An 18,811-nucleotide genomic window follows, 5' to 3' on the forward strand; every position below is an offset into this window, starting at 1 on the left:
CCGGAGGACCGGCGCCAGCGTGATCGGCAACGTCGCCCGCGTCACCATCGTCAGCGTGTCGTCACGTCACGGGGCCGGGGCCGAGGCGATCGAGGACTTCACAGAGCTCATCCGACGCTGCTGGCAGCAGGGCGCGTGGACGCATCTGTACGTCGCCGTGCACAACCTCATCGAGCTGCTCTGTGAGGAGGGCGCGGACGAGCACGCCGTGACGCTGCTCCACGCCGACCCGGAGGGCGCTGCCGAGGCCTACGGGACTCAGCGGCAGCGCCTCGATGAGGTGGCGGCCATCCTCGCCGAGTGGATGCCCGCCGAGCGCCACAACCGTGCCGCCGCTACGGGCCGGGCGTTGACCCGCGGCGGCCTCGCCCAGACTGCGCTGGAGGCACTGGAATCCCTCACCTGATCTCCGGGGCGCGTCGAGCCGCGATCCATCCGCTGAGCTTGGCCACCCGCCGGTAGTGACCGATCTGCCTCACCTTGTCGAACGTGCTGCAGATGCCCAGCTTCGCCTTCATGCATCAGCGTTGTGCGCGGTTCCAGCCGTTGACCCGCACGCGCAAAGTCTCGGTGCGACACGAGGTCGCACGTGTTGAGTGGATACATCAACTGGAGGTCGACGATGTCGAAGGTGTAGCCGGGGCCTGTGCTCGATGGCCTGTCCCCGACCTGACGTGCGTCGCTGGTAACGGTGGGTGCGAAGCTCAGGTGACCAAGCCCAAGGGCTGCTGTTCCATCCAGTGGCCACAGGTGAAGGCGAAGACCGGAAGGGTGAACGCCAGTGAGCCCTCGATGATGCCTCGTTACGTGAAGCCCCGCCGATGGGACGCCGCAGTGGGGTTCAAGGACTGGCCCCTGGGCAGCGGCACGCGCCGTCATGTACTGGGCATCCCGCGCGGTCCTGCACCGGATTGTTTCTGTACTTCGTGGACTTCGCATGGCTGAGCATGGTCGGGGTCTGAATCAACGTGCACGGGGACCGTGTTACGACCGTGGCACGCACCCAGCGACGGTCCTCGCCTCGGCGCGTCACGAGCTCGTCGGGGACGTCCTGGTCACTGGGCAGGAACGGGTCGCGTCTACAGATGAAGATCGGCCATTGCGTCCTCGACCGAGATCGGCGCGTGGCGACGGGCTTCAGGTGTGGACTTCCCAGGTGATCTCGGCGTCCTCGCCGAGGGGAACGTACGAGCATCGCAGGCCGGTGCGGATGGACCGATCGAGATGTGCGGCGAGCACCGGAGCTGTGGTGGCCAGGCGACCGATCACGTCCCGGATCCGGGCAGTGACGGCTTTTCTTGCGCGTTCGGCGGGGTCGTTGGGGCTGTTGCGGAGACGGCCGCCGAGGCCCGTGGCGCGACCCACCTCGGCCAGGAGATGCTCGCGTTCGTCTTGGAGACGCTGGACTCGTCCCAGATCGGCGTCATCGGCAGCTCGGTCGATCTCGACGGCAAGCTCGTTGAGCCGTTGCCGGTAGGCGTGCAGCGCGTCGCGGTCGATGAGTTGGTCGCTCGCGCCAGCGCTCGCTGAGGCGCCACCGGCGAGCTGCAGGGCCGGCACTTCCTGGCCGCGGAGGCGGACGAGGGTGGCGATGTCTGCGAGGCCTTTGAGATGTGGGAGGTGGGCATGCTCGGCACGCCAGGAGATGCTCCACACCCCGTTGGATCTCGTCAGCGAGGCGACGGCAGCCGTAGGACGCGTAGCGGACCGGTTGGCTGGCTCGGGTTCATCGGTGCTGAGCGTCTCCAGCGCGGCCGTGCCCTGTCGAACCCAGACCTCGGCGCCGAGCCGCCGGGCGGTGGCGACCGATTGGCGCAGCATCGCGTCGGCGGTGCGGAGGTCCCCGAGTCCGCCAGCGAGGATGCCGGCGGTGTGGGCGAAGGGGCCCGCGAAGGCCACGATCGCGCCGTTGACACCGCAGCTGTCGGTCAGGTGTTCGATGTCGGTGAGCAGGTCGCGGCACAGCTCATGGTCACCCAGCGCGGTGGCGGCCTCGGCGAGGTGGGACACCAGGACCGAGCGGAGGTACGAACCTTCGCTCTGCCACCCTCCGCACGCCGCCACCGTGGCGACCGCTCGGCCGGCCGCGACGAGGTCGCCGGCGGCGGTGTAGGCGCCGGCCGCGACCCCATATGCGAGGACGGGCGACCCGGTCCACCACCGGACGGCGTCGCCTGCCAGGGCACGCAGTTCATCGGGATCGTCGCGTGCGCGGGCGAGGGCGACCCGTTGGGACATGAGCACGTTGCCGGTGTCGGGTTCGTGGATGCGTTCACCGATCCGGGCGGCCTCTTCCATCAGGGTTTCGGCTCGGCCGGTGTCGCCATCGAGGAGGGCGAGCGCGGCACGGCGGGTCGCGGTCATGTAGCGGTCGCGAGGCTCGTCGCGCGCGTCGAGGAGTGCGAGCCACCGTGCGAGCACCGGCCGGAAGCCCGCTGAGCCGGACTCGAGCAGCCCGTTGGCTTCCAGGAGCAGACCCTCCGCGACGCAGTCCGTGGCGCCGAGTCGGCTCCCCACCGTCGCGATCTCGTGCCCGAGCTGTGCCCGTTCGGCTCCGGTGCCCGGTCCCCAGAGCCCGTCATGACGCGCGAGGAGGCAAGCGGCGAGCGTCTCGTCGTCGTTCGAGCGGCGGCCGAGGACGATCGCTCGTTCGCTGAGAGGACCGGCGCGCGCCCGGTCCCCGGACACCGAATGCTGCAACTCCCGGGCCAGGGCGGCCGTCAGCCGAGCCTCCCTGGCGAGGTCGAGCCCCGTCACGGCTTCGAGCGCCGTCTCGAGCTGGCCGATGATCGCGTCGCGGGGCGCAGCGAACTTCGCGCCGAGCCGCTGCACCGCGAGCGCCACGTCGGCCTGGCGTGCCGGGTCGGGTGCGGCCTTGGCCGCGCCGGCAAGCAGCGACCGGGCACCGTCTGGATCGCCGGACCGTGCCCGGTCGCCGGCCTCCTCGATCAGGAGCCGGACGAGGACGTCGGGCTCGATGCTGCATCCGGCGTCGACCACGCTCTGGCGTGCGCGGAGCAGGTGACCTGCCGCCTCCGTGAACGCGGAACGGCGACGTTCGTCGGCGGCCGCCTGGCGAGCCCAGTGGATCGCGCCCTTCCCGCCGCGTGACGTCGCCGCCTTGGCGTAGTGCCGCGCCAGGTCGCTCGGCGGGACATCCCCGCCCCGTCTGCTGCGCTCCGCCAACGCGTCCGCGACCAGCCCATGGAGCAGCGATCGCTGGGTAGCGTCGAGACGGTCGTAGAGGGCTTCTCGGAACAGGTCGTGGGCGAACCACGTTCCGTCCTGAGCGGTGGTTCGCAGCACGCCGGCGTCGATGGCGGGCGACAGTCGGTCGATGATGACGGCCAGGGCTTCGCCATCCACCGTCGCGAGGACGTCCGGGAGGAGACGGTTCCCGAGCACGCTGGCCGACTCGAGCGTGCGGCGGGTCTCCTCGGGTAACGCGTCGATCCGTCGCCCAACCGCATCGGTGACCACCGAGGGCAGACGGCGGTCGCCGTCCTCGTCGGACAGTCTGGCCAGCTCGCTCACGAACAGCGGGTGGCCGCCGGTGCGCCGATGGAGCGCGGCGGCGGAGACGGCGGGGCCACCGATGGCTCCGACCAGCTCCTCGACCGCCTCCACCGTCAACCCGTCAAGGTGGACGTGGTCGGCGCGCGACGCGAGCCGCGCGACCCTCGGCCGGGTCTCGCCATCGAGCTCGTTGTGGCGGTAGGCACCGACGAGCATCAGACGAGCCGTCACCGGCGAGGCGAGCACGTGGTCGAACAGGTCCAAGGTGGACGGGTCGGCCCACTGCAGGTCGTCGAGCACGACCCCGATGTGGCGGTCCACCGTGAGTGCCTCCAGCCAACGGACCGCGGCATCGAGCAGGAGCAAGCGGTTCCCCTCGGGGTCGCCGGAAGCCTCCCCTACCGGTCCCAGGTCACGCACAAGCACCGAGAGCAGGTCGCGGTCGGGGCCCGCAGCCTCCCGGACGGCCTGCGACCCGACGGACCGGGCGAGGTCCGCGAACACCTGCATCCATGGCCAGAACCCCGGCGCCCCGCCGCCAGGCCAACACGTGCCCCAGCCCACGACCAGCTCGACCGTGGATGCCTCGATCGCTGACCGGACCAACGACGTCTTCCCGATGCCGGCCTCGCCACTCACCAGGGTCGCCGACCGGCGGCCCTGGGCCGACGCCGCCATCGCTTCACCGAGGCGTTGCAGCGGCCCCGATCGACCGACGATCCCAACCTGGCCTACGTCCGGCATCGCACGTCTTCCGTCGAGCCGGAGGATCGCCAGATGGAACCTGGCGGAAAGCGACGGCTTCTGGCGCCTACAGGTTGACACCTCACGCCCGGGAAGGCGAACAGATCATGTTTGATGCCGATCAGTACAAGCTCGCGACCCGTCAGCAGTGGCAGGACTACGCCGCCGGCTGGAACGACTGGGCCCAACTCCTCGAGTCCTGGCTCGGACCTGCGACCGATCGCATGCTCGAGCTCGCCGGCGTGGAGACAGCGGGCCGCGTGCTCGATGTGGCTGCAGGCGCCGGTGGCCAGAGCATCGCCGCAGCCCAGCGTGTCGGCCCGAACGGCACGGTGCTGGCGACCGACCTGTCACCGGTGATCCTGCAGCACGCGGCGCGAGCAGCGGCAGCGGCCGGAGTGGAGAACATCTCCACGCGCGAGCTCGACGGCGAACACCTCCACCACCTCCCCGCCGCGAGCTTCGACGCTGCCATCTCCCGGGTCGGACTCATCTACTTCCCGGATCGCCACCAGGCGCTGAGCGGGATCCACCACGTCCTCCGTGACGGCGGCCGGTTCGCGACCGTGACCTACTCCACCGCCGCCACCAACGGGTTCTTCTCGCTGCCCGTCTCGATCATCCGTGAACGGGCCGGACTGCCCGCACCAGCACCCGGCCAGCCCGGTCCGTTCAGCCTCGCGGACCCCGAGGTCCTCACGCACGACCTCACACAGGCCAGGTTCCACGACGTCGTCGTCGAGGTCATCGACGCGCCCGTCCGCCTCCCGTCTGCCGCCGAATGCGTCCGGTTCGAACGTGAGTCGTTCGGCGCACTGCACCAGATGCTCGGCGCCATGGGCAGCGACGAGCAGGACGACGTCTGGAACGAGATCGAGACCACGCTCAGCCAGTACGACACCGCCGACGGGTTCGTCGGACCGTGCGAGCTCGTCATCGCGGGAGCCACCCGATGAGCGGGCGGGGATCGTTCCGCGTCGCTGCCGTACAGGCCACCCCGGCCTACCTGGACCGCGACGCCACCCTGGGCATCGTCGCGGAGCACGTCACCCGGGCAGGCGCCGATGGTGCGGACCTCGTCGTGTTTCCCGAGTCGTTCGTGCCCGGCTACCCCGACTGGGTGTGGCGCCGCACCCCCATGGACGACACAGACTGGTACGCGCGGTTCCAGGAGCAGGCGGTCGAGGTCGACGGGCCCGCCCTCGACGAAGCCCGCGCCGCGGCGGCAGCGGCCGGCGTGTGGGTTGCACTGGCCATCACCGAGCGGAGCAGTTCGGGCACGCTCTACAACGCTGTGGTCTACATCGACAGTTCTGGCGACATCGCGGGTCTCCATCGCAAGCTCGTCCCCACCGGGGCGGAACGGCTCGTCTGGTCCAACGGGCAGGGTCCGCTGCTGACCGTCGTGGACATCGGAGGTGTCAAGGTTGCCTCGCTCATCTGCTGGGAGGCCTACATGCCGCTCGCTCGCGCGGCGCTCTACCAGAAGGGCATCGACGTCCTCCTCGTCCCGACCTGGGACAACAGCGATGTCTGGGGGCCGACGTTGCAGCACATCGCCAAGGAAGGCCAGGTGTTCGTCGTCGGCGTCACCGCCTACCTCCGCGGCTGCGACATCCCTCGGGACCTCGCCGGCGCCGACAAGATCTACGGCGACACCGAGGACTTCCTCTCCCGCGGCAACACCACCATCGTCGCCCCGGGCGGCGAAGTCCTCGAGGGGCCACTGATCGGCGCCGAGGGGACGCTGACCGCCACCCTCGACCTCGACCGGATCGCCGCTGGACGCCGGCTCTTCGACCCCGTCGGGCACTACGCCCGACCCGACGTCCTCGCACTGACCATCAACACGACTGGAGACAACGATGACTGACTTCCCCGCGATCGGCCACGTCGCCGTGACCGTCAAGGACCTGGCCGTGAGCCGCCCCTGGTACCGCCGTCTCATCGGTGCTGACCCGGTGCTCGACGAACCGACCGATGGCGGCTTCCATCACACGGTGTTCATGGTCGGCGGCACGCTCCTCGGGCTGCACGAACACCCGGGCACCGACGCCGACGACACGTTCACCGAGCTCCGCACCGGGCTCGACCACATCGCCTTCGGCTGCGCCGATCGGGCAGCTCTCGCCTCATGGGAGACCCACCTCGACGACCTCGGCATCCCCCACGGCGGCATCATCGATGCGCACTACGGCTCAGGACTCAGCTTCAGAGACCCCGACGGCATCGCACTCGAGTTCTTCGCCCCAACCGCTTGATCAGGGTCGGAGGGGCAAGTTGGCTGAGGGCCCGCGTGCGGCTGAACGATGACCGTTTCGGCGGCCCGCTCGTCGGCGCGCCCCGCCCGAAGTCAGGTCTCGAGCGGGGTGCGATTACCGCGATCCTGGTCCAGGACCACGGACAACGCCCGACGATCGCTCCTTGATCGTTCGGTGGCCTCGAGTGCCGGATCGATCCCTCCCGTCGAGATCCGTCATGAACGACTGAGAGTCCGCGTCAACATGCCTGCCGTCACATCGCATGTGGTGCGAGAGCGCTCAAGCAATCAGGGGAAGCGGCCGACTGGGTGACGGGGCGGCGGTACGCGCGGCTCAGGGACTCTCAGGGGACTGCATGGCTTCCACGCACACGCTCGACAACGGCGCCACCGTCAAGGTGCGCCACCCACTAGCTCCGCTGGGGCTGGCGATCGTCACATTGGGGATCTACCAACTCGTCTGGTACTACAAGATCAACGCAGAGCTGCGGTCGCAGGGCGAAGATGTCAGCCCAGGCGTGGCGCTGCTGGCCGTGTCGCTGGGGCTCGTGCTGATCGTTCCGCCGTTCGTCTCGCTCTACAACACCGCCGAGCGCATCCGGCGGGTGCAGGAGAGGGCCGGCGTGACCTCGACGATCAGTCCGGTCCTGGCTCTGGTGCTGATGTTCATCCCGCTGATCAATATGTTCCAGACGGCCTACATGCAGAGCGCGCTCAACGCAGCATGGGAACGGTCGGCAGGTGTGACTGCCCTCGCGGTTGCAGCGCCGACACCGGCAGCACTGGCGACCGACTGATAGCCGCAGGCTTCCCAGCGGTCCCGCTGTGACGCGTACCGGCCTGAATCCTGCTGCGGCTACTCGTGCCGGCTCGGACTTCGCTCGCGCGATGGCCGTGCCCTGAGGCCTTGCTCGCGCTTCGCGATGAGCTGCCCCCCAAGCAATGGGTGTCCCGCGACGTGGCGCTGAACCGATCTGTGGTCGTGCTGACGGTCGCCGCGTGGCAGGCGTGGGTCGAGACGTACGTCGGCACGGCACTCGCCACGGTGACCGAGCCTCCTGCGAACCGCTCGGACGACACCGAGTATCTGCGTCTGCTGAATGCGACCGGTCCATTGATCGAACTGGCAACCCGGGAGGTCGGTCGTTTCAGCACACCCGACGCGGGCGAGGTCTGTCGGCTGCTGCGGCTCCTTGGCGATGATCCTCGTCCCAGGTGGTCATCGGCGGGAACCGGTGGACGACGCAGCTCCGACGAGGTGGTCGGCCGTCTCAATAGTTGGGTGAAGGTCCGCCATGCGATCGCACACGGCCACCGTCATCTGCCGACCGCCGAGGTGCTCGGGCGCACCAAGGGAGGTCACGGCTCCCTCACGTATCGGCACGCCGCCCAGTGCGTGACGTTCTTCCGAGAGCTCGCCGTCGCCACCGGCCATCAGGGCTGACGCACCAGCTATGCGCGCTGGCCTCGGCCCATGTCCTTGAGGCGCCCACGAGTCGAGTCACTCACCTGAGCGCGGGCGGTGATGTAGCTGCAACGGGCGTTGCGCGCAGTTCTCGAAACGTGGCTATGGCCTCCACGCGGTCGCGAGTCGGATGGCGCCGCCGACGTGGCGAGCCTCGCGACCAAACATGTGATCGGCGGGTGACACGACGGCGCCACCCCTGGCCTGCAGACGATGCAGACGCACGATAGGCTTTCGGGTGCAGACGGTGCGGACAGGAGATGGGATGCTGGCCGAGACGACCTACCAGGCCGTACGGGACCGCCAGCAGCGCGAACCTGACGTGGTCGAACCCGTCCTCGCCCTGCTCGCCGACCCCGACCACGAAGGCGCGGTCACCGACGACATGCGGCGCATGGCGGCCACCCTCGCCGACCAGCGCGAAACCGCCGCCGCCGAGACGTTCCTCGCCAACGCGCTCGCTACCAGCGAGGTGATCGACACTGTCCGAAGTTGGAACGACCGGCGCACCCTCGCGTCCGCCCGCCGGCGCCGCCAACTGCTCGGCCTGGCCATCGGCCGTGAGACCTACCATCCCGACTGGCAGTTCACCCGCTCTGGGCTACGCCACGATCTCAGCGCCGTCATCGGCCCGTTGCTGGACGCCGCAGCCGGCGACCCTGTTCTGGCCGACCAGATCATGCGCACCCCTCGGCCCGAGCTCGACGGAAGGTCGCTGGTTGACCTGCTCATTAGCCGCCGTACGGACGAAGTGCTCACACTGCTGGCCCACTACCGCGACGGATACGCCACGTGACCGTCGTCTTCGACCTGCCGGACAAGCGCCCGGCAGGACTGAGGCGGCCACGGGCGGTCGAGGTGACCCTCGCCCGCGTCGACACCACCGACCCGCCTACATGGTCGTGGGACGGGTTCGCCCAGCCCTACCACCGGTTCGACCCGGTGTCGGGCAGCTTCCGTGTCCGTTACGCGGGCTGGACGCCGCGGACCGCACTGCGCGAACGTTTCCCCGAACGGCGCATCCCGGAAGGCGACGCCCACCTGCGCCTGGTCACCCTCCGCGGCCGCGTCCGCATGCTCGACCTGACGTCCGAGACGGTGCTGGACGCGCTCGGCATCGATGACCGGATCTCGACCGGCCGCCTGCCCCAGATCCGCACCCGCGAGCGGCCCGACCCGTTCCTCGCCGCCTGCGGCCGGCTCACCGACCTGGTCGCGGGCTGGTGGGACGACGTGCACGCGATCCGCTACCGGTCGCGGACCACCCCGTCACAGACCAACGTCGCGTTCTGTCAGCATGCCGACCTCGAGCCCGACGCCGTCCCGCTGGCTGCCGCGACCGACGTGCTGGTCACAGCCGTTATCGGTGACGGATTCTCGGTGCCCGTCTCCTGGCTGGCCTGACCGGACAACCGTGGCGGCAGGAGCAGCCGCTGCTGCCGACCGCGCGCTGAACGCGTAGGTGCGCGGAACTCGGCGGTCGCGTCTGCTGAAGCGTCGGGAACCGTCCCGCCCGAGGTGGTCCCTAGCTCGTGGCAACCGGGTGGTCCCATCAGCGTGGCGAACGACAGGTGTTGCGGCGGAACGGCTGATCTGGCTCCGCTGGCCGGGGGCGGCAGGTTCCCGCCGCCCCCGGGGTGCTTCCACGTGATCGTTCAGGTGGTCAGGTGCCGACGCATCGTGGTGCGCGTCAGCATCGCGACGGCGACGGCCAACAGCACCGTGGCCAGCGTGATCGGTGCACCGGACCCGGGTGTCGATCCCGCGGCGAGGACCGCATCGTCCTGGCCAGCCGCGGTGACCCGACCGTCACCGTCGGAGCCCGCGGATCCCGCGGAGCCACCCGATCGGCCCGCGTCCGAGGGTCGACCCTTGACGACCTCGACGTCGACCTCGGCCGCATCGCTGACGCCGGGGTCCTGCGCCGACGTAGCGGTGACCGTGAGCACGTACGACCCGGCGCGGGCCTTGCGCGGGACGTCGATCGTCACGTCCACGCCCTCGGTCGCTCCCGCGTCCACGGCGACCGTGTCGGGGTCGGCGGTCGCGGTCCACCCGTCGGGTAGGCCATCGACCGTCACCACGTAGGTGTCACCGACGTTGCCGGTGTTGGTGACCGTCATCGCTGCGGTCCCGCGCTCGCCCGAGCGGATCTCGACCGGACAGTCGACGCAGGCGATGTCGACACCCCGCTCCTCGACCGTCGTCTCCTCGGTGAGGCGCAGGAGGAACAGTCCCTCTGCCCGGCCGCTGACGGCGATGGTGCCGGACTCGAAGAACGGGTAGTTCGACCAGGTGCCGTCGAAGTTGGTGTCGTCGTTCGTCGGGTACGTGTCGAAGAACCCGACCTCCTCCATGTGCCCGTCGGCGATGCCGCTGATGTCGGCGACCCGGAGGCCGGACGAGTAGTTCGACTGGTAGAGGTGGTCGCCGACCACGTAGTTGTTGTGCGTGATCGACTCGGTGTACTCGTGCTCGTAGTAGTGGTGCGGCTTCGGGTTGTCGAGGTCACGGACGTCGAGCACCACCGTCCGGGAGGTCGTCACCTCGTCGTGGGTCTGCTCGTCCAGCTCGTCGTTGACGAACAGGAACTCCTGGTCCTCGTCGAGCCAGTTCTGGTGGGCGTAGGCGACGTGCTCGTAGTCGGTGACCCCGAGGGTGACCGGCGCGAGCTTGTTCGTGACGTCGACGATGACGATCTTGTCCTCGGCAGCGTTGAGGCAGATCTCCTTGCCGTGGTGCTCCTCGTCGGGGCCGCGGTAGATGACGCATTGCGCGTCGTGGACGTAGGCGGCCGGCGAAACCTCGGTGACGGGCGGGCCGACCACGCGGGCCGCGGTGCCGGGCCCGCCTTCGAACAGGTAGCAGCCGGCGAACGTCGGGTTCTTCGGTTCGTTGATGTCGACCATGTGCAGACCGGACAAGCACTGGTCCGGGACCGCGATCCCGGCGTTGCCACCGACGATGTAGGCGAAACCGGTCTCGGTGTTGATCTCGAGGTTGTGTGCCGCCGTGGCCAGGCGGTAGACGGCGTCGTTGTCCCAGGGGTCGCCTTCACGGTCGCCGTCGCGGACGTCACGCAAGCGCGTGAGGTCGAAGATCGTCATGCCGTGACCCTGGGACTCACTGACGATGAAGGCGTGGTCGTCGTACACCTTGATGTCGTGCCAGGTCTCGTGCGTCAGGCCCGGGTTCGGGAGCTCGCCGAGGTACTCGGGGTTCAACGGGTCGGTGATGCGGAAGAACGCGACCCCGTTGGTCTTGCCCATGATGACGTACTCGCCGCCCTCGTCGGCGTCGGTCCAGCCCCACAGGTCGCTGATGCCGGCGCTGTCGATCTCGTCCGCTGCGGTGAGCGAGAGGAGGTCGACGCCGTCGCAGGCGAACGGACCGGCCTGCCCGTCGACGCAGGGGACGTCGGACATCGAGGCGATCGGCTCGGTCGTGTCCGTGAGCATCGCCTCGACGCTCGCGCCGCCGCGGATCGCGTCACGCACGGCGACGGCGTCGTCGGTGCGGAACAGGTCGAGCGCGGGGATGGACGCCTGCACCGCGGTGGCGTTGCCGTTCGGCTCTGCACCCTCGGCGGGGAGGTGGACGAACCCGATGGCCCCGGCTCGTTCGGCCGACTGCACCAACTGGGCGAACGTGGAGGCCGGGCAGGGATCCCCGGCGGTGTTGCGCGCCTCCGCGTCGGCGAAGGCGATCTTGTCCTCCACGTCCTTGCCGGCGTAGCTCACCGGGCTGCAGCCGGAGCCCACGTACACCAGCTCGGCCCTCTGGTCGGCGACCTCCCCGGTGTCGCCCCACTGGACGGCCCCGAGGAAGCCGCTGAGGCCGTCGGGAGCGAGGATCTCCACCCCGAGCCCTCCCGCCTCCGACATCGCGTGGGTCTCGCCGGGATGGGCGGATGCCGCCGGCGCCACCATCAGGGCGGCGAGCAGCGCCGCCACCAGGATGGCGGCGGACCGCCGGAGGGTGCTCGGAACCTCGACCATGATCGTCTCCCTCGACCGGACGGGGCCTCGGGGCGTTCGATCCTCGGTGGACCGGACGCCGTTGCGCTGGCAACACAGCGAGACCGCACTGGTCAGGGCTTGGACGTGGACGGGCGAAGTTCCTGCCTCGTCCGAGGACGGATGCGGTGGTCGAACGTTCCACGCGGTGCACTGACCTCGAAGTCCCGCATCCTCGGAGCTCGCCGCGGCTCAGGTGTGGGCGAACTCATGGGAGCCTCCTCCAGCAGGCGCACGATCGATCCCCGGTCTGCCCTGGTCAGGCGGCTCGGTTCGTACGGACTCCGGCGTTGCTTGCACGTGAGCGCAAGTGGGCGTATGTTGCCTCCAACGAGGTGCAAACAGTCTGCCGAGCAGCACCGAGGTCGGAGCGAGCGCGATGCCACGGGCGTCCGATGGGGCCCCGTTCCCCGACGGCTCCACCCTCGACGGGTTCGCTGATGTCCTCGGTGTCCTCGGGATGTCGCGGCGTCTGCGGATCCTGCGCCTGTTCCTCGAGGTCGACGACACCCTGTGTGGGTGCGAGATCGCCGACGTCCTCGAGCTCGAGGACTACCAGGTCTCCCGTGATCTGGCGGCCCTGAGGCGAGCGGGGCTCGTCACGACCCAGGAGCGCATCGGGACCTGGGTGCACTACGGGCGTGTCGACCAGCCCGATCCGACCCTCGAGCGGCTGCTCGCGGTGGTCGCCGGCCTCCCGCTCGAGCGCCCGGTCCGTGATCGCCTCGGCCTACGGCTCGAGTTCCGTGAACGCGCCGGCTGCGTCCTCGGCGTGGGTGACCCGGAGGTCATCGCCGCGCTCGAGACCGCGACCAGCCTGCCCGTCCTCGACTGACCCATCCCCCACCCCCACCGACCCCGTCGAACCGGGCTGGGTCACGACCTGCGCCTCACCGGAGCGACCATGGAACCCTCGCAACCCTCGGTCCAGGCGACCGTGGACGCCCGCGACGCCGCGGTGATGGAGAAGCTGTCGCTGCTGGACCGCTTCCTGCCGGTGTGGATCGGGGCCGCCATGCTCGCCGGCATCCTGCTCGGACGGCTGATCCCGGGGGTCGGCGACGCGCTCGAGGCGTTCAAGATCGACACGGTGTCGCTGCCGATCGCGGTCGGCCTGCTGGTGATGATGTACCCACCGCTGGCCAAGGTGCGGTACGGGCAGCTCGGCGAGGTGGTCGCCGATCGGCGCCTGGTCGTCACCTCGCTGGTGCTGAACTGGGTCGTCGGCCCGGCGTTGATGTTCGCCCTGGCGTGGACGTTCCTGCCGGACCTGCCCGAGTACCGCACCGGTCTGATCATCGTCGGGCTGGCCCGGTGCATCGCGATGGTGCTGATCTGGAACGACCTCGCCTGTGGCGACCGGGATGCGGCCGCGGTCCTGGTCGCGATCAACTCGGTGTTCCAGATCGTGGCGTACTCGCTGCTCGGCTACTTCTACCTGTCGGTCCTGCCGGGCTGGCTCGGTCTCGAGCAGCAGACCCTGGACGTCTCGCTGTGGCAGATCACTCAGGCGGTGTTGGTGTTCCTCGGGATCCCTCTGTTGGCCGGCTACCTGTCCCGCACCCTGGGCGAGAAGCGCAAGGGTCGGGAGTGGTACGAGGGCACGTTCCTGCCCCGCATCGGCCCGTGGGCGCTGTACGGGCTGCTCGCCACCGTCGTGATGCTGTTCGCGCTGCAGGGCGAGCAGATCACCAACCGTCCGCTCGACGTCGGCCGGATCGCGGTGCCACTGCTGGTCTACTTCGCGCTGATGTTCGGCGTCTCGTTCGTGATCGGGAAGCGGATCGGCCTCGGCTATGAGCGCAACGCCACGCTGTCGTTCACGGCCGCGGGCAACAACTTCGAGCTCGCGATCGCGGTCGCCATCGGCGTGTTCGGGGCCACCTCGGGCCAGGCCCTGGCCGGCGTGGTGGGGCCGCTGATCGAGGTCCCCGTCCTGGTGGGCCTGGTCTACGTCGCCCTCTGGGCTCGCCGCAGGTTCTACGGCCCCGACGACCAAGCGAGAACGGAAGGCACACCGTGAGCGACACCCCCATCGTCCTGTTCCTCTGCGTCCACAACGCTGGCCGCTCGCAGATGGCCGCCGGCTGGCTGCAGCACCTCGCGCAGGATCGCGTCCAGGTCCTGTCCGCCGGCTCCGAGCCCGCCGAACACGTCAACCCCGCGGCGGTCGAGGCGATGGCCGAGGTCGGCATCGACATCGCCGATGCACGGCCCGAGCGGTGGACCGAGGAGACGCTCGAAGCCACCGACGTCGTGGTCACCATGGGTTGCGGTGACACCTGCCCGGTCCTGCCGGGCAAGCGCTACGTCGACTGGCCGCTCGAGGACCCCGCGGGCAAGGGCGTCGACGCGGTTCGCCCCATCCGGGACCAGATCCGCGCTCGGGTCGAGGGACTCATGAGTGAGCTCGGCGTGACCGACACGGACTGAGACCTGCCAGCTCAGTCGTCCTTCTTGCCGCGCTTCTCCCCGCGGTCCTCTCCCTTGCCGCGGCCCTTCTCGTCGTCGTCGTCGTCGTCCGGCGGCGGCGGTGGATCGGTCGGCTCCGGCTCCACGGGCTCGGGCTCGGGCTCGGGCTCGGGCTCGGGCTCGGCGTCGTCGACGGCGAGGAGGGTCGCGACCTCGTCGGCGGTCTCGAGGATGGCCGCGGCGCGTTCCTCGCTGATCTCGCCGCTGTCCCGCAGACGGTCCACCCGGGCGCGGAGGTCATCGAGGTGCGCCGCCGCGCCCGCATCGTCGCCGGCTTCGACCGCGGAACGGGCTGCGGCAGCGACCTCCTGCAGCTGCGTGGTGGCGTTGTCCGACAGGTCGCTCGACCCACCGCAGCCGGCGGTGATCAGCGCCGCGCCGGTGAGCACTGCGGCGGCGCGCGTACGGAACGTGGTCACGGTCGCACCACCTCATCCAGCCGGTCGAAGGCGTCGACCAGGTCGGGGTCGAGCTGTACCTCGGGGTCCGAACCGTCCCCCTCGCCGCTGGCGTCGTCCGCTGTGGCCTCGTTGCCGTCCGGCGCGTCCTCGCCCGCGTTGCCGACGAGCGAGGTGATGCCAACGAGCACGAGGATGCCGAGCGCCGCGGCGATGGCGTACGGAGCCCAGGGTCGCGACCGGACCAGGTCATCGATGCTGCGCACGGGCGGGCCGGACGGCGTCGTGATGGGAGCGTCGATCGCCTCGGTCGGCTCCTCGGTCGCCCCGGCCATGGCCGGCCCCCCCGTGGCTGATCCTCCCGCCGTGGCGGTGGTGACCGGTGTGGTGGTCTCCATCTCGGGCGACTCGGGCAGGACCGCCGTCGCGTCCACTCGAGGCGCGTCACCCGCGATCCGCGTCGCGACCTCCGCCGCCGAGGGCCGAGCGCTCGGCTCACGCTGGGTCATGGCGCGCAGCAGCTCGGCGAGGTCGGTTGGCAGGTGTTCGGGGACCTCGGGGTCGCGCGACAGCCGCTGGAACGCCGCTTCGGTACCGGGCCCGTCGAAGGCGCGCTCACCGGTCGCCGCCTCGAGGAGGAGCAGTCCGAGCGCGTAGACGTCGGCGCCCGGCCCGACGTTGTCGCCGTCGGTGAGCTGCTCCGGTGCGACGTACCCGACGCTCCCGAGGGCTGTGCCCGTGGCGGTCAACCCGGCCGCGTCGGCGAGGCGGACGATGCCGAAGTCCGCGAGCTTGGCGCACCCGGCGCTGTCGTGGAGCACGTTGCTCGGCTTCACGTCGCGGTGGATGATCCCGCGCTCGTGGGCGTACGCGAGCGCCGACGCGATGCGCCGGCCGGTGTCGCGGACCTGGTCGATGGGCAACGGCCCGGACCGGAGCAGCTCGGTCAGGGAGGGACCCCCCACGTACTCCATGACCAGGAACGGCCTGCCCTCGTGGTCGTCGGCGTCGAAGAGGACCACGATGTCGGGGTGCTGCAGCCCGGCGTGCGTGGCGACCTCGGTGGCGAACCGCTGCTCGGCCACGGAGTCGTCGGTCCGCAGGAGCTTGATCGCGACGGTCCGGGACAAGCGTCGGTCGACCGCGCGGTAGACGTCGCCCATCCCGCCGCTGGCGATGCGGTCGGTGAGGTCGTACCGGTCGGCGAGGACCGTGCCGCTCGGGAGGCTCATGGCCACGAACCTAACCGGCCGTCCGGGCCGAGCGACCATGCGCCCGGTCGGGTTCCATGCTGCGGCCGACGGGGCTGCGATGGCGGCCCGACCCGACCCGACCCGGAGCAGCTCACCGTGTGCCACCGAACCACCTGCCGTGCCTGCGCGAAGACGACGTGGGCCGGGTGCGGCCAGCACGTCGAACAGGCCCTCGCCGGCGTGCCCGCTGAGCAGCGGTGCTCGTGCACGCTCGAGGAACGCGCTGAGGCCGCCCGTGGCCGGTCGGTCCTGGACCGGATCCTCGGCCGCTGAGGGTCGGCGACGCGCCGGTCGACCGCTGCCGCTCCCGCGACCGCGGTCCGGCCGTTCTCAGTCGAGCGGGTCCGGTGACAGGTCGTCGTCGAGCGGCCCGTCGTCACGGGTCGACCCGTGACGCGCGAGCAGGGCGCGCAGGTCGATACCGGTCAGATCCGAGCCGATCTGCATGCCCTGTTCGACGTTGCTCGCCACCGTCTTGGCCAGCGACGAGGCACCGTCGGTGGAGATGACCGTCATCCGTTCGACGGCGCTCAAGGGCTCGCTGGCGGCGCTGACCAGCTCGGGCAGGACCGCGGTGATCAGGTCGAGGGTGGCGGCCTGGCCGTAGTGGCTGAACGCCTCGGCGTTCTTCCGGCGAGCTTCCGCTTCGGCCTCACCCTTGGCGCGGGTCGCCTCGGCCTCGGCGCGGCCCTCGAGCTCGACCGCCTCGGCCATGCGGGCACGGCGGGCCTTCTCCGCCTCGGCGTCGAAGATGGCCGAGTTCTTGCGCGCCTCGGCCTCCTGCTCGATGCGGTAGCGCTCGGCGTCCGCGGGCTTCCTGACCTCGGCATCGAGCTGACGGTCGCGCAGGGCCGCCGCGCGCTCGGCGACCAGCTCCTGCTCCTGGATGACCTCACGGTTGCGGGCGGCCTCGCGGAGCGGTCCGGCGGCTGCGGCCTGGGCCTGGGCCTCGTCGGTCTCGGCCTTGATCTCGGCCTGCTTCAGCTCGAGCTGGCGCTGCTGGATCGCGACCGCCTCCTCGGCGCGGAGACGCTCCTCCTCGGCGGCCTGGTTCGCGCGCGCCTCGGCGATCTTGGCGGCCTGCTCGACCCGGGCTGCCTCGGGGCGACCGAGGTCGTTGAGGTAGTCGCCCTCGGCCTGGATGTCCTGGAGCTGGAAGGTGTCGAGCGTGAGGCCCTGGTTGGTCAGCGAGGTCTCGGCCTCCTCGGCGACCGCCGAGGCGAAGGTGGCCCGGTCCTTGATGATCTCCTCGACCGTCAACCGACCGACGATCGCGCGCAGGGACCCGGCCAGCACCTCGGTGGTGAAGGTGTCGACCTCGGACTGCTGGGTGAGGAAGCGCTGCGACGCGGCACGGATGGCGTCCTCGTTGCCTCCGACCTTCACCACCGCGACGCCGTCGAGGTCGGCCTTGATGCCCTGGGAGGAGACCGCCCCCCGGATGCTGACCGAGATGCGGCGGCTGGAGAGATCCATCACGTGCAGCCGCTGGACGAACGGCAGCACGAAAACGCTGGCACCCATGACGACCTTCTGGCCGCTCATGTCGTGCGAGACCTCACCGGTCTCGGGGTTCTTGACCGGCGATCCCTTGCGCCCGGTGATGATGTACGCCTCGTTCGGACCCGCGACCTTGATGCGCGACACGATCAGGTAGGCGACGAGGATCAGCAGGATCCCGGCACCGATGATGCCCGTGATCAACGGCGACGAGGTGATGAAGTCGAACACGGGCAGCTCCGGTCAGGCGTCGGTGGGTGTCGCTGGCGAGTTCGGTGGCGAGGCGGACACGAGCAGCGCCGAGGTGGAGAGCACGGCGGTCACCCAGACCTGCGTGCCGGCGGTGATCCGCTCGGCGGCGCGGGCGTTGTACTTGCGCTGCTCGCCGTGGTGGCGGACCGTCACCTCGCCGTAGCCCTCGTCGGGGATGGTGGTGATGACGATGGCCGGCGAACCCTCCAGGCCCTGGGTCGTCGCGGTCTCGTCGGTGGGCATGTTCACCAGCGACCGCATCATCAGCAGCGACAGGCCGCCGAGCACCAGGCCGCTGGCCAGACCACCGAGCGCGCCGGCGGTCGCGCCCACGCCGGTCGAGAACATGATGAGTGCCGCGCCGAACCCGAAGGCGGCGAGGAAGGCGCCGAGCACCGGGCCGGAGAACACCCCGCCCCCGGCGTCGACATCGAACGCGCCGAACAGGCCGTCGAACACCTCGCCGAGCACGAGCGAGGCCAACAGCAACAGCAGCCCGATCGCGCCGATGACGATGAACGCGGTCACCGCGTTGCCCCCCAGGACGAGATCCACCATGACCGCACCGTAGTCGGCTGGACCCCGGCGGGGCTCGGGAAGTCCGCGGTGGACCAGTTGCAGTCTGATGACTGCAACTGGGGACGCGCACGGGCTGGCGGTGGGAGAGGCGGTGGCGCGGTGGATCGGTTGCAGTCTGATGACTGCATCTGGGTGGAGAACCCGTCGGTGTTCGACGAGAGCGCGAGCCGCCGGGTACGGTCGGCTCCTCGCGGGGTCGCGCCTGCGGTGGAGTGCGGTGACGGGCGTCCGTCGGTGACGTCCCCCGGTGAACCGGGTCAGGGCCGAGAGGCAGCAGCCCTAAGCCGTTCTCGGACGGGTGCCGAGCCGGGCGCCCGTCGCCGGACCCCACCGAGTGCGCGGCCCCGCTGCTGCTC

General features: G+C 70.2%; 17 protein-coding genes and 1 other RNA gene. 12 read left to right on the forward strand and 6 right to left on the reverse strand.

The annotated features are described in order from the left end of the window. Positions 1-406, forward strand: a 406-nt coding sequence (locus WEB03_RS00825) for a hypothetical protein (RefSeq protein ID WP_368069076.1), incomplete at its 5' end; no start/stop codon positions are given. Between the two features lie 731 nt (positions 407-1,137). Here the strand turns inward: WEB03_RS00825 and WEB03_RS00830 are convergent. Further along, positions 1,138-4,260 (reverse strand): AAA family ATPase, encoded by a 3,123-nt coding sequence (locus WEB03_RS00830; protein WP_368069077.1) that lies wholly within the window; start codon positions 4,258-4,260, stop codon positions 1,138-1,140. 107 nt (positions 4,261-4,367) lie between these two features. On the opposite strand from WEB03_RS00830, the gene WEB03_RS00835 reads away from it, so the two are divergent. The 7 genes from WEB03_RS00835 (at position 4,368) to WEB03_RS00865 (ending at position 9,389) form a co-directional block, all read left to right on the forward strand. After that, positions 4,368-5,216, forward strand: coding sequence for a class I SAM-dependent methyltransferase (locus tag WEB03_RS00835; protein WP_368069078.1), 849 nt, complete (start codon positions 4,368-4,370; stop codon positions 5,214-5,216). Further along, entirely contained in the window at positions 5,213-6,133 is a 921-nt protein-coding gene (locus tag WEB03_RS00840) for a carbon-nitrogen hydrolase family protein (protein ID WP_368069079.1), read from the forward strand. Before WEB03_RS00835 ends, WEB03_RS00840 begins: the two co-directional genes overlap by 4 nt. Further along, positions 6,126-6,521: a VOC family protein gene (locus tag WEB03_RS00845; protein ID WP_368069080.1), complete on the forward strand. Its 396-nt coding sequence runs from the start codon at positions 6,126-6,128 to the stop codon at positions 6,519-6,521. The genes WEB03_RS00840 and WEB03_RS00845 overlap by 8 nt, the downstream gene beginning before the upstream one ends. Before the next feature lie 355 nt (positions 6,522-6,876). After that, positions 6,877-7,317: a DUF4234 domain-containing protein gene (locus tag WEB03_RS00850; RefSeq protein ID WP_368069081.1), complete on the forward strand. Its 441-nt coding sequence runs from the start codon at positions 6,877-6,879 to the stop codon at positions 7,315-7,317. A gap of 149 nt (positions 7,318-7,466) precedes the next feature. After that, positions 7,467-7,964 (forward strand): hypothetical protein, encoded by a 498-nt coding sequence (locus WEB03_RS00855; RefSeq protein WP_368069082.1) that lies wholly within the window; start codon positions 7,467-7,469, stop codon positions 7,962-7,964. Between the two features lie 286 nt (positions 7,965-8,250). Then, on the forward strand, positions 8,251-8,781 hold the full coding sequence (locus WEB03_RS00860) for a hypothetical protein (RefSeq protein ID WP_368069083.1): 531 nt from the start codon (positions 8,251-8,253) through the stop codon (positions 8,779-8,781). After that, positions 8,778-9,389, forward strand: coding sequence for an RES domain-containing protein (locus tag WEB03_RS00865; RefSeq protein ID WP_368069084.1), 612 nt, complete (start codon positions 8,778-8,780; stop codon positions 9,387-9,389). Before WEB03_RS00860 ends, WEB03_RS00865 begins: the two co-directional genes overlap by 4 nt. 251 nt (positions 9,390-9,640) lie before the next feature. Here the strand turns inward: WEB03_RS00865 and WEB03_RS00870 are convergent, their stop codons facing one another. Continuing rightward, on the reverse strand, positions 9,641-11,983 hold the full coding sequence (locus tag WEB03_RS00870; protein ID WP_368069085.1) for a choice-of-anchor B family protein: 2,343 nt from the start codon (positions 11,981-11,983) through the stop codon (positions 9,641-9,643). 397 nt (positions 11,984-12,380) lie between these two features. On the opposite strand from WEB03_RS00870, the gene WEB03_RS00875 reads away from it, so the two are divergent. The 3 genes from WEB03_RS00875 (at position 12,381) to WEB03_RS00885 (ending at position 14,434) form a co-directional block, all read left to right on the forward strand. Beyond that, complete coding sequence (locus WEB03_RS00875; RefSeq protein ID WP_368069086.1) at positions 12,381-12,836, forward strand: ArsR family transcriptional regulator; 456 nt, start codon at positions 12,381-12,383, stop codon at positions 12,834-12,836. Positions 12,837-12,905: 69 nt separating this feature from the next. Then, the gene (gene arsB / locus WEB03_RS00880; RefSeq protein ID WP_368069087.1) at positions 12,906-14,024 is read left to right on the forward strand and encodes an ACR3 family arsenite efflux transporter; all 1,119 of its coding nucleotides are present in this window, start codon (positions 12,906-12,908) and stop codon (positions 14,022-14,024) included. After that, positions 14,021-14,434 (forward strand): arsenate reductase ArsC, encoded by a 414-nt coding sequence (locus WEB03_RS00885; protein WP_368069088.1) that lies wholly within the window; start codon positions 14,021-14,023, stop codon positions 14,432-14,434. The genes arsB and WEB03_RS00885 overlap by 4 nt, the downstream gene beginning before the upstream one ends. A gap of 11 nt (positions 14,435-14,445) precedes the next feature. On the opposite strand, the gene WEB03_RS00890 is transcribed toward WEB03_RS00885, so the two are convergent. The 4 genes from WEB03_RS00890 to WEB03_RS00905 all read right to left on the reverse strand — a co-directional run bounded on the left by WEB03_RS00890 (position 14,446) and on the right by WEB03_RS00905 (position 18,431). After that, positions 14,446-14,892: a hypothetical protein gene (locus tag WEB03_RS00890; protein WP_368069089.1), complete on the reverse strand. Its 447-nt coding sequence runs from the start codon at positions 14,890-14,892 to the stop codon at positions 14,446-14,448. Further along, complete coding sequence (locus WEB03_RS00895) at positions 14,889-16,103, reverse strand: serine/threonine-protein kinase (RefSeq protein ID WP_368069090.1); 1,215 nt, start codon at positions 16,101-16,103, stop codon at positions 14,889-14,891. The genes WEB03_RS00890 and WEB03_RS00895 overlap by 4 nt, the downstream gene beginning before the upstream one ends. A 351-nt stretch (positions 16,104-16,454) precedes the next feature. After that, entirely contained in the window at positions 16,455-17,855 is a 1,401-nt protein-coding gene (locus tag WEB03_RS00900) for a flotillin family protein (protein ID WP_368069091.1), read from the reverse strand. 12 nt (positions 17,856-17,867) lie between these two features. Further along, positions 17,868-18,431 (reverse strand): hypothetical protein, encoded by a 564-nt coding sequence (locus WEB03_RS00905; protein ID WP_368069092.1) that lies wholly within the window; start codon positions 18,429-18,431, stop codon positions 17,868-17,870. A 245-nt stretch (positions 18,432-18,676) separates the two neighbouring features. Here WEB03_RS00905 and ffs point away from each other — a divergent pair. Beyond that, positions 18,677-18,775: signal recognition particle sRNA small type (ffs, locus tag WEB03_RS00910), an RNA gene on the forward strand. Positions 18,776-18,811 lie beyond the last annotated feature (36 nt).

The organism is Nitriliruptor sp. (genome assembly GCF_040882075.1).
GTDB lineage: Bacteria > Actinomycetota > Nitriliruptoria > Nitriliruptorales > Nitriliruptoraceae > Nitriliruptor.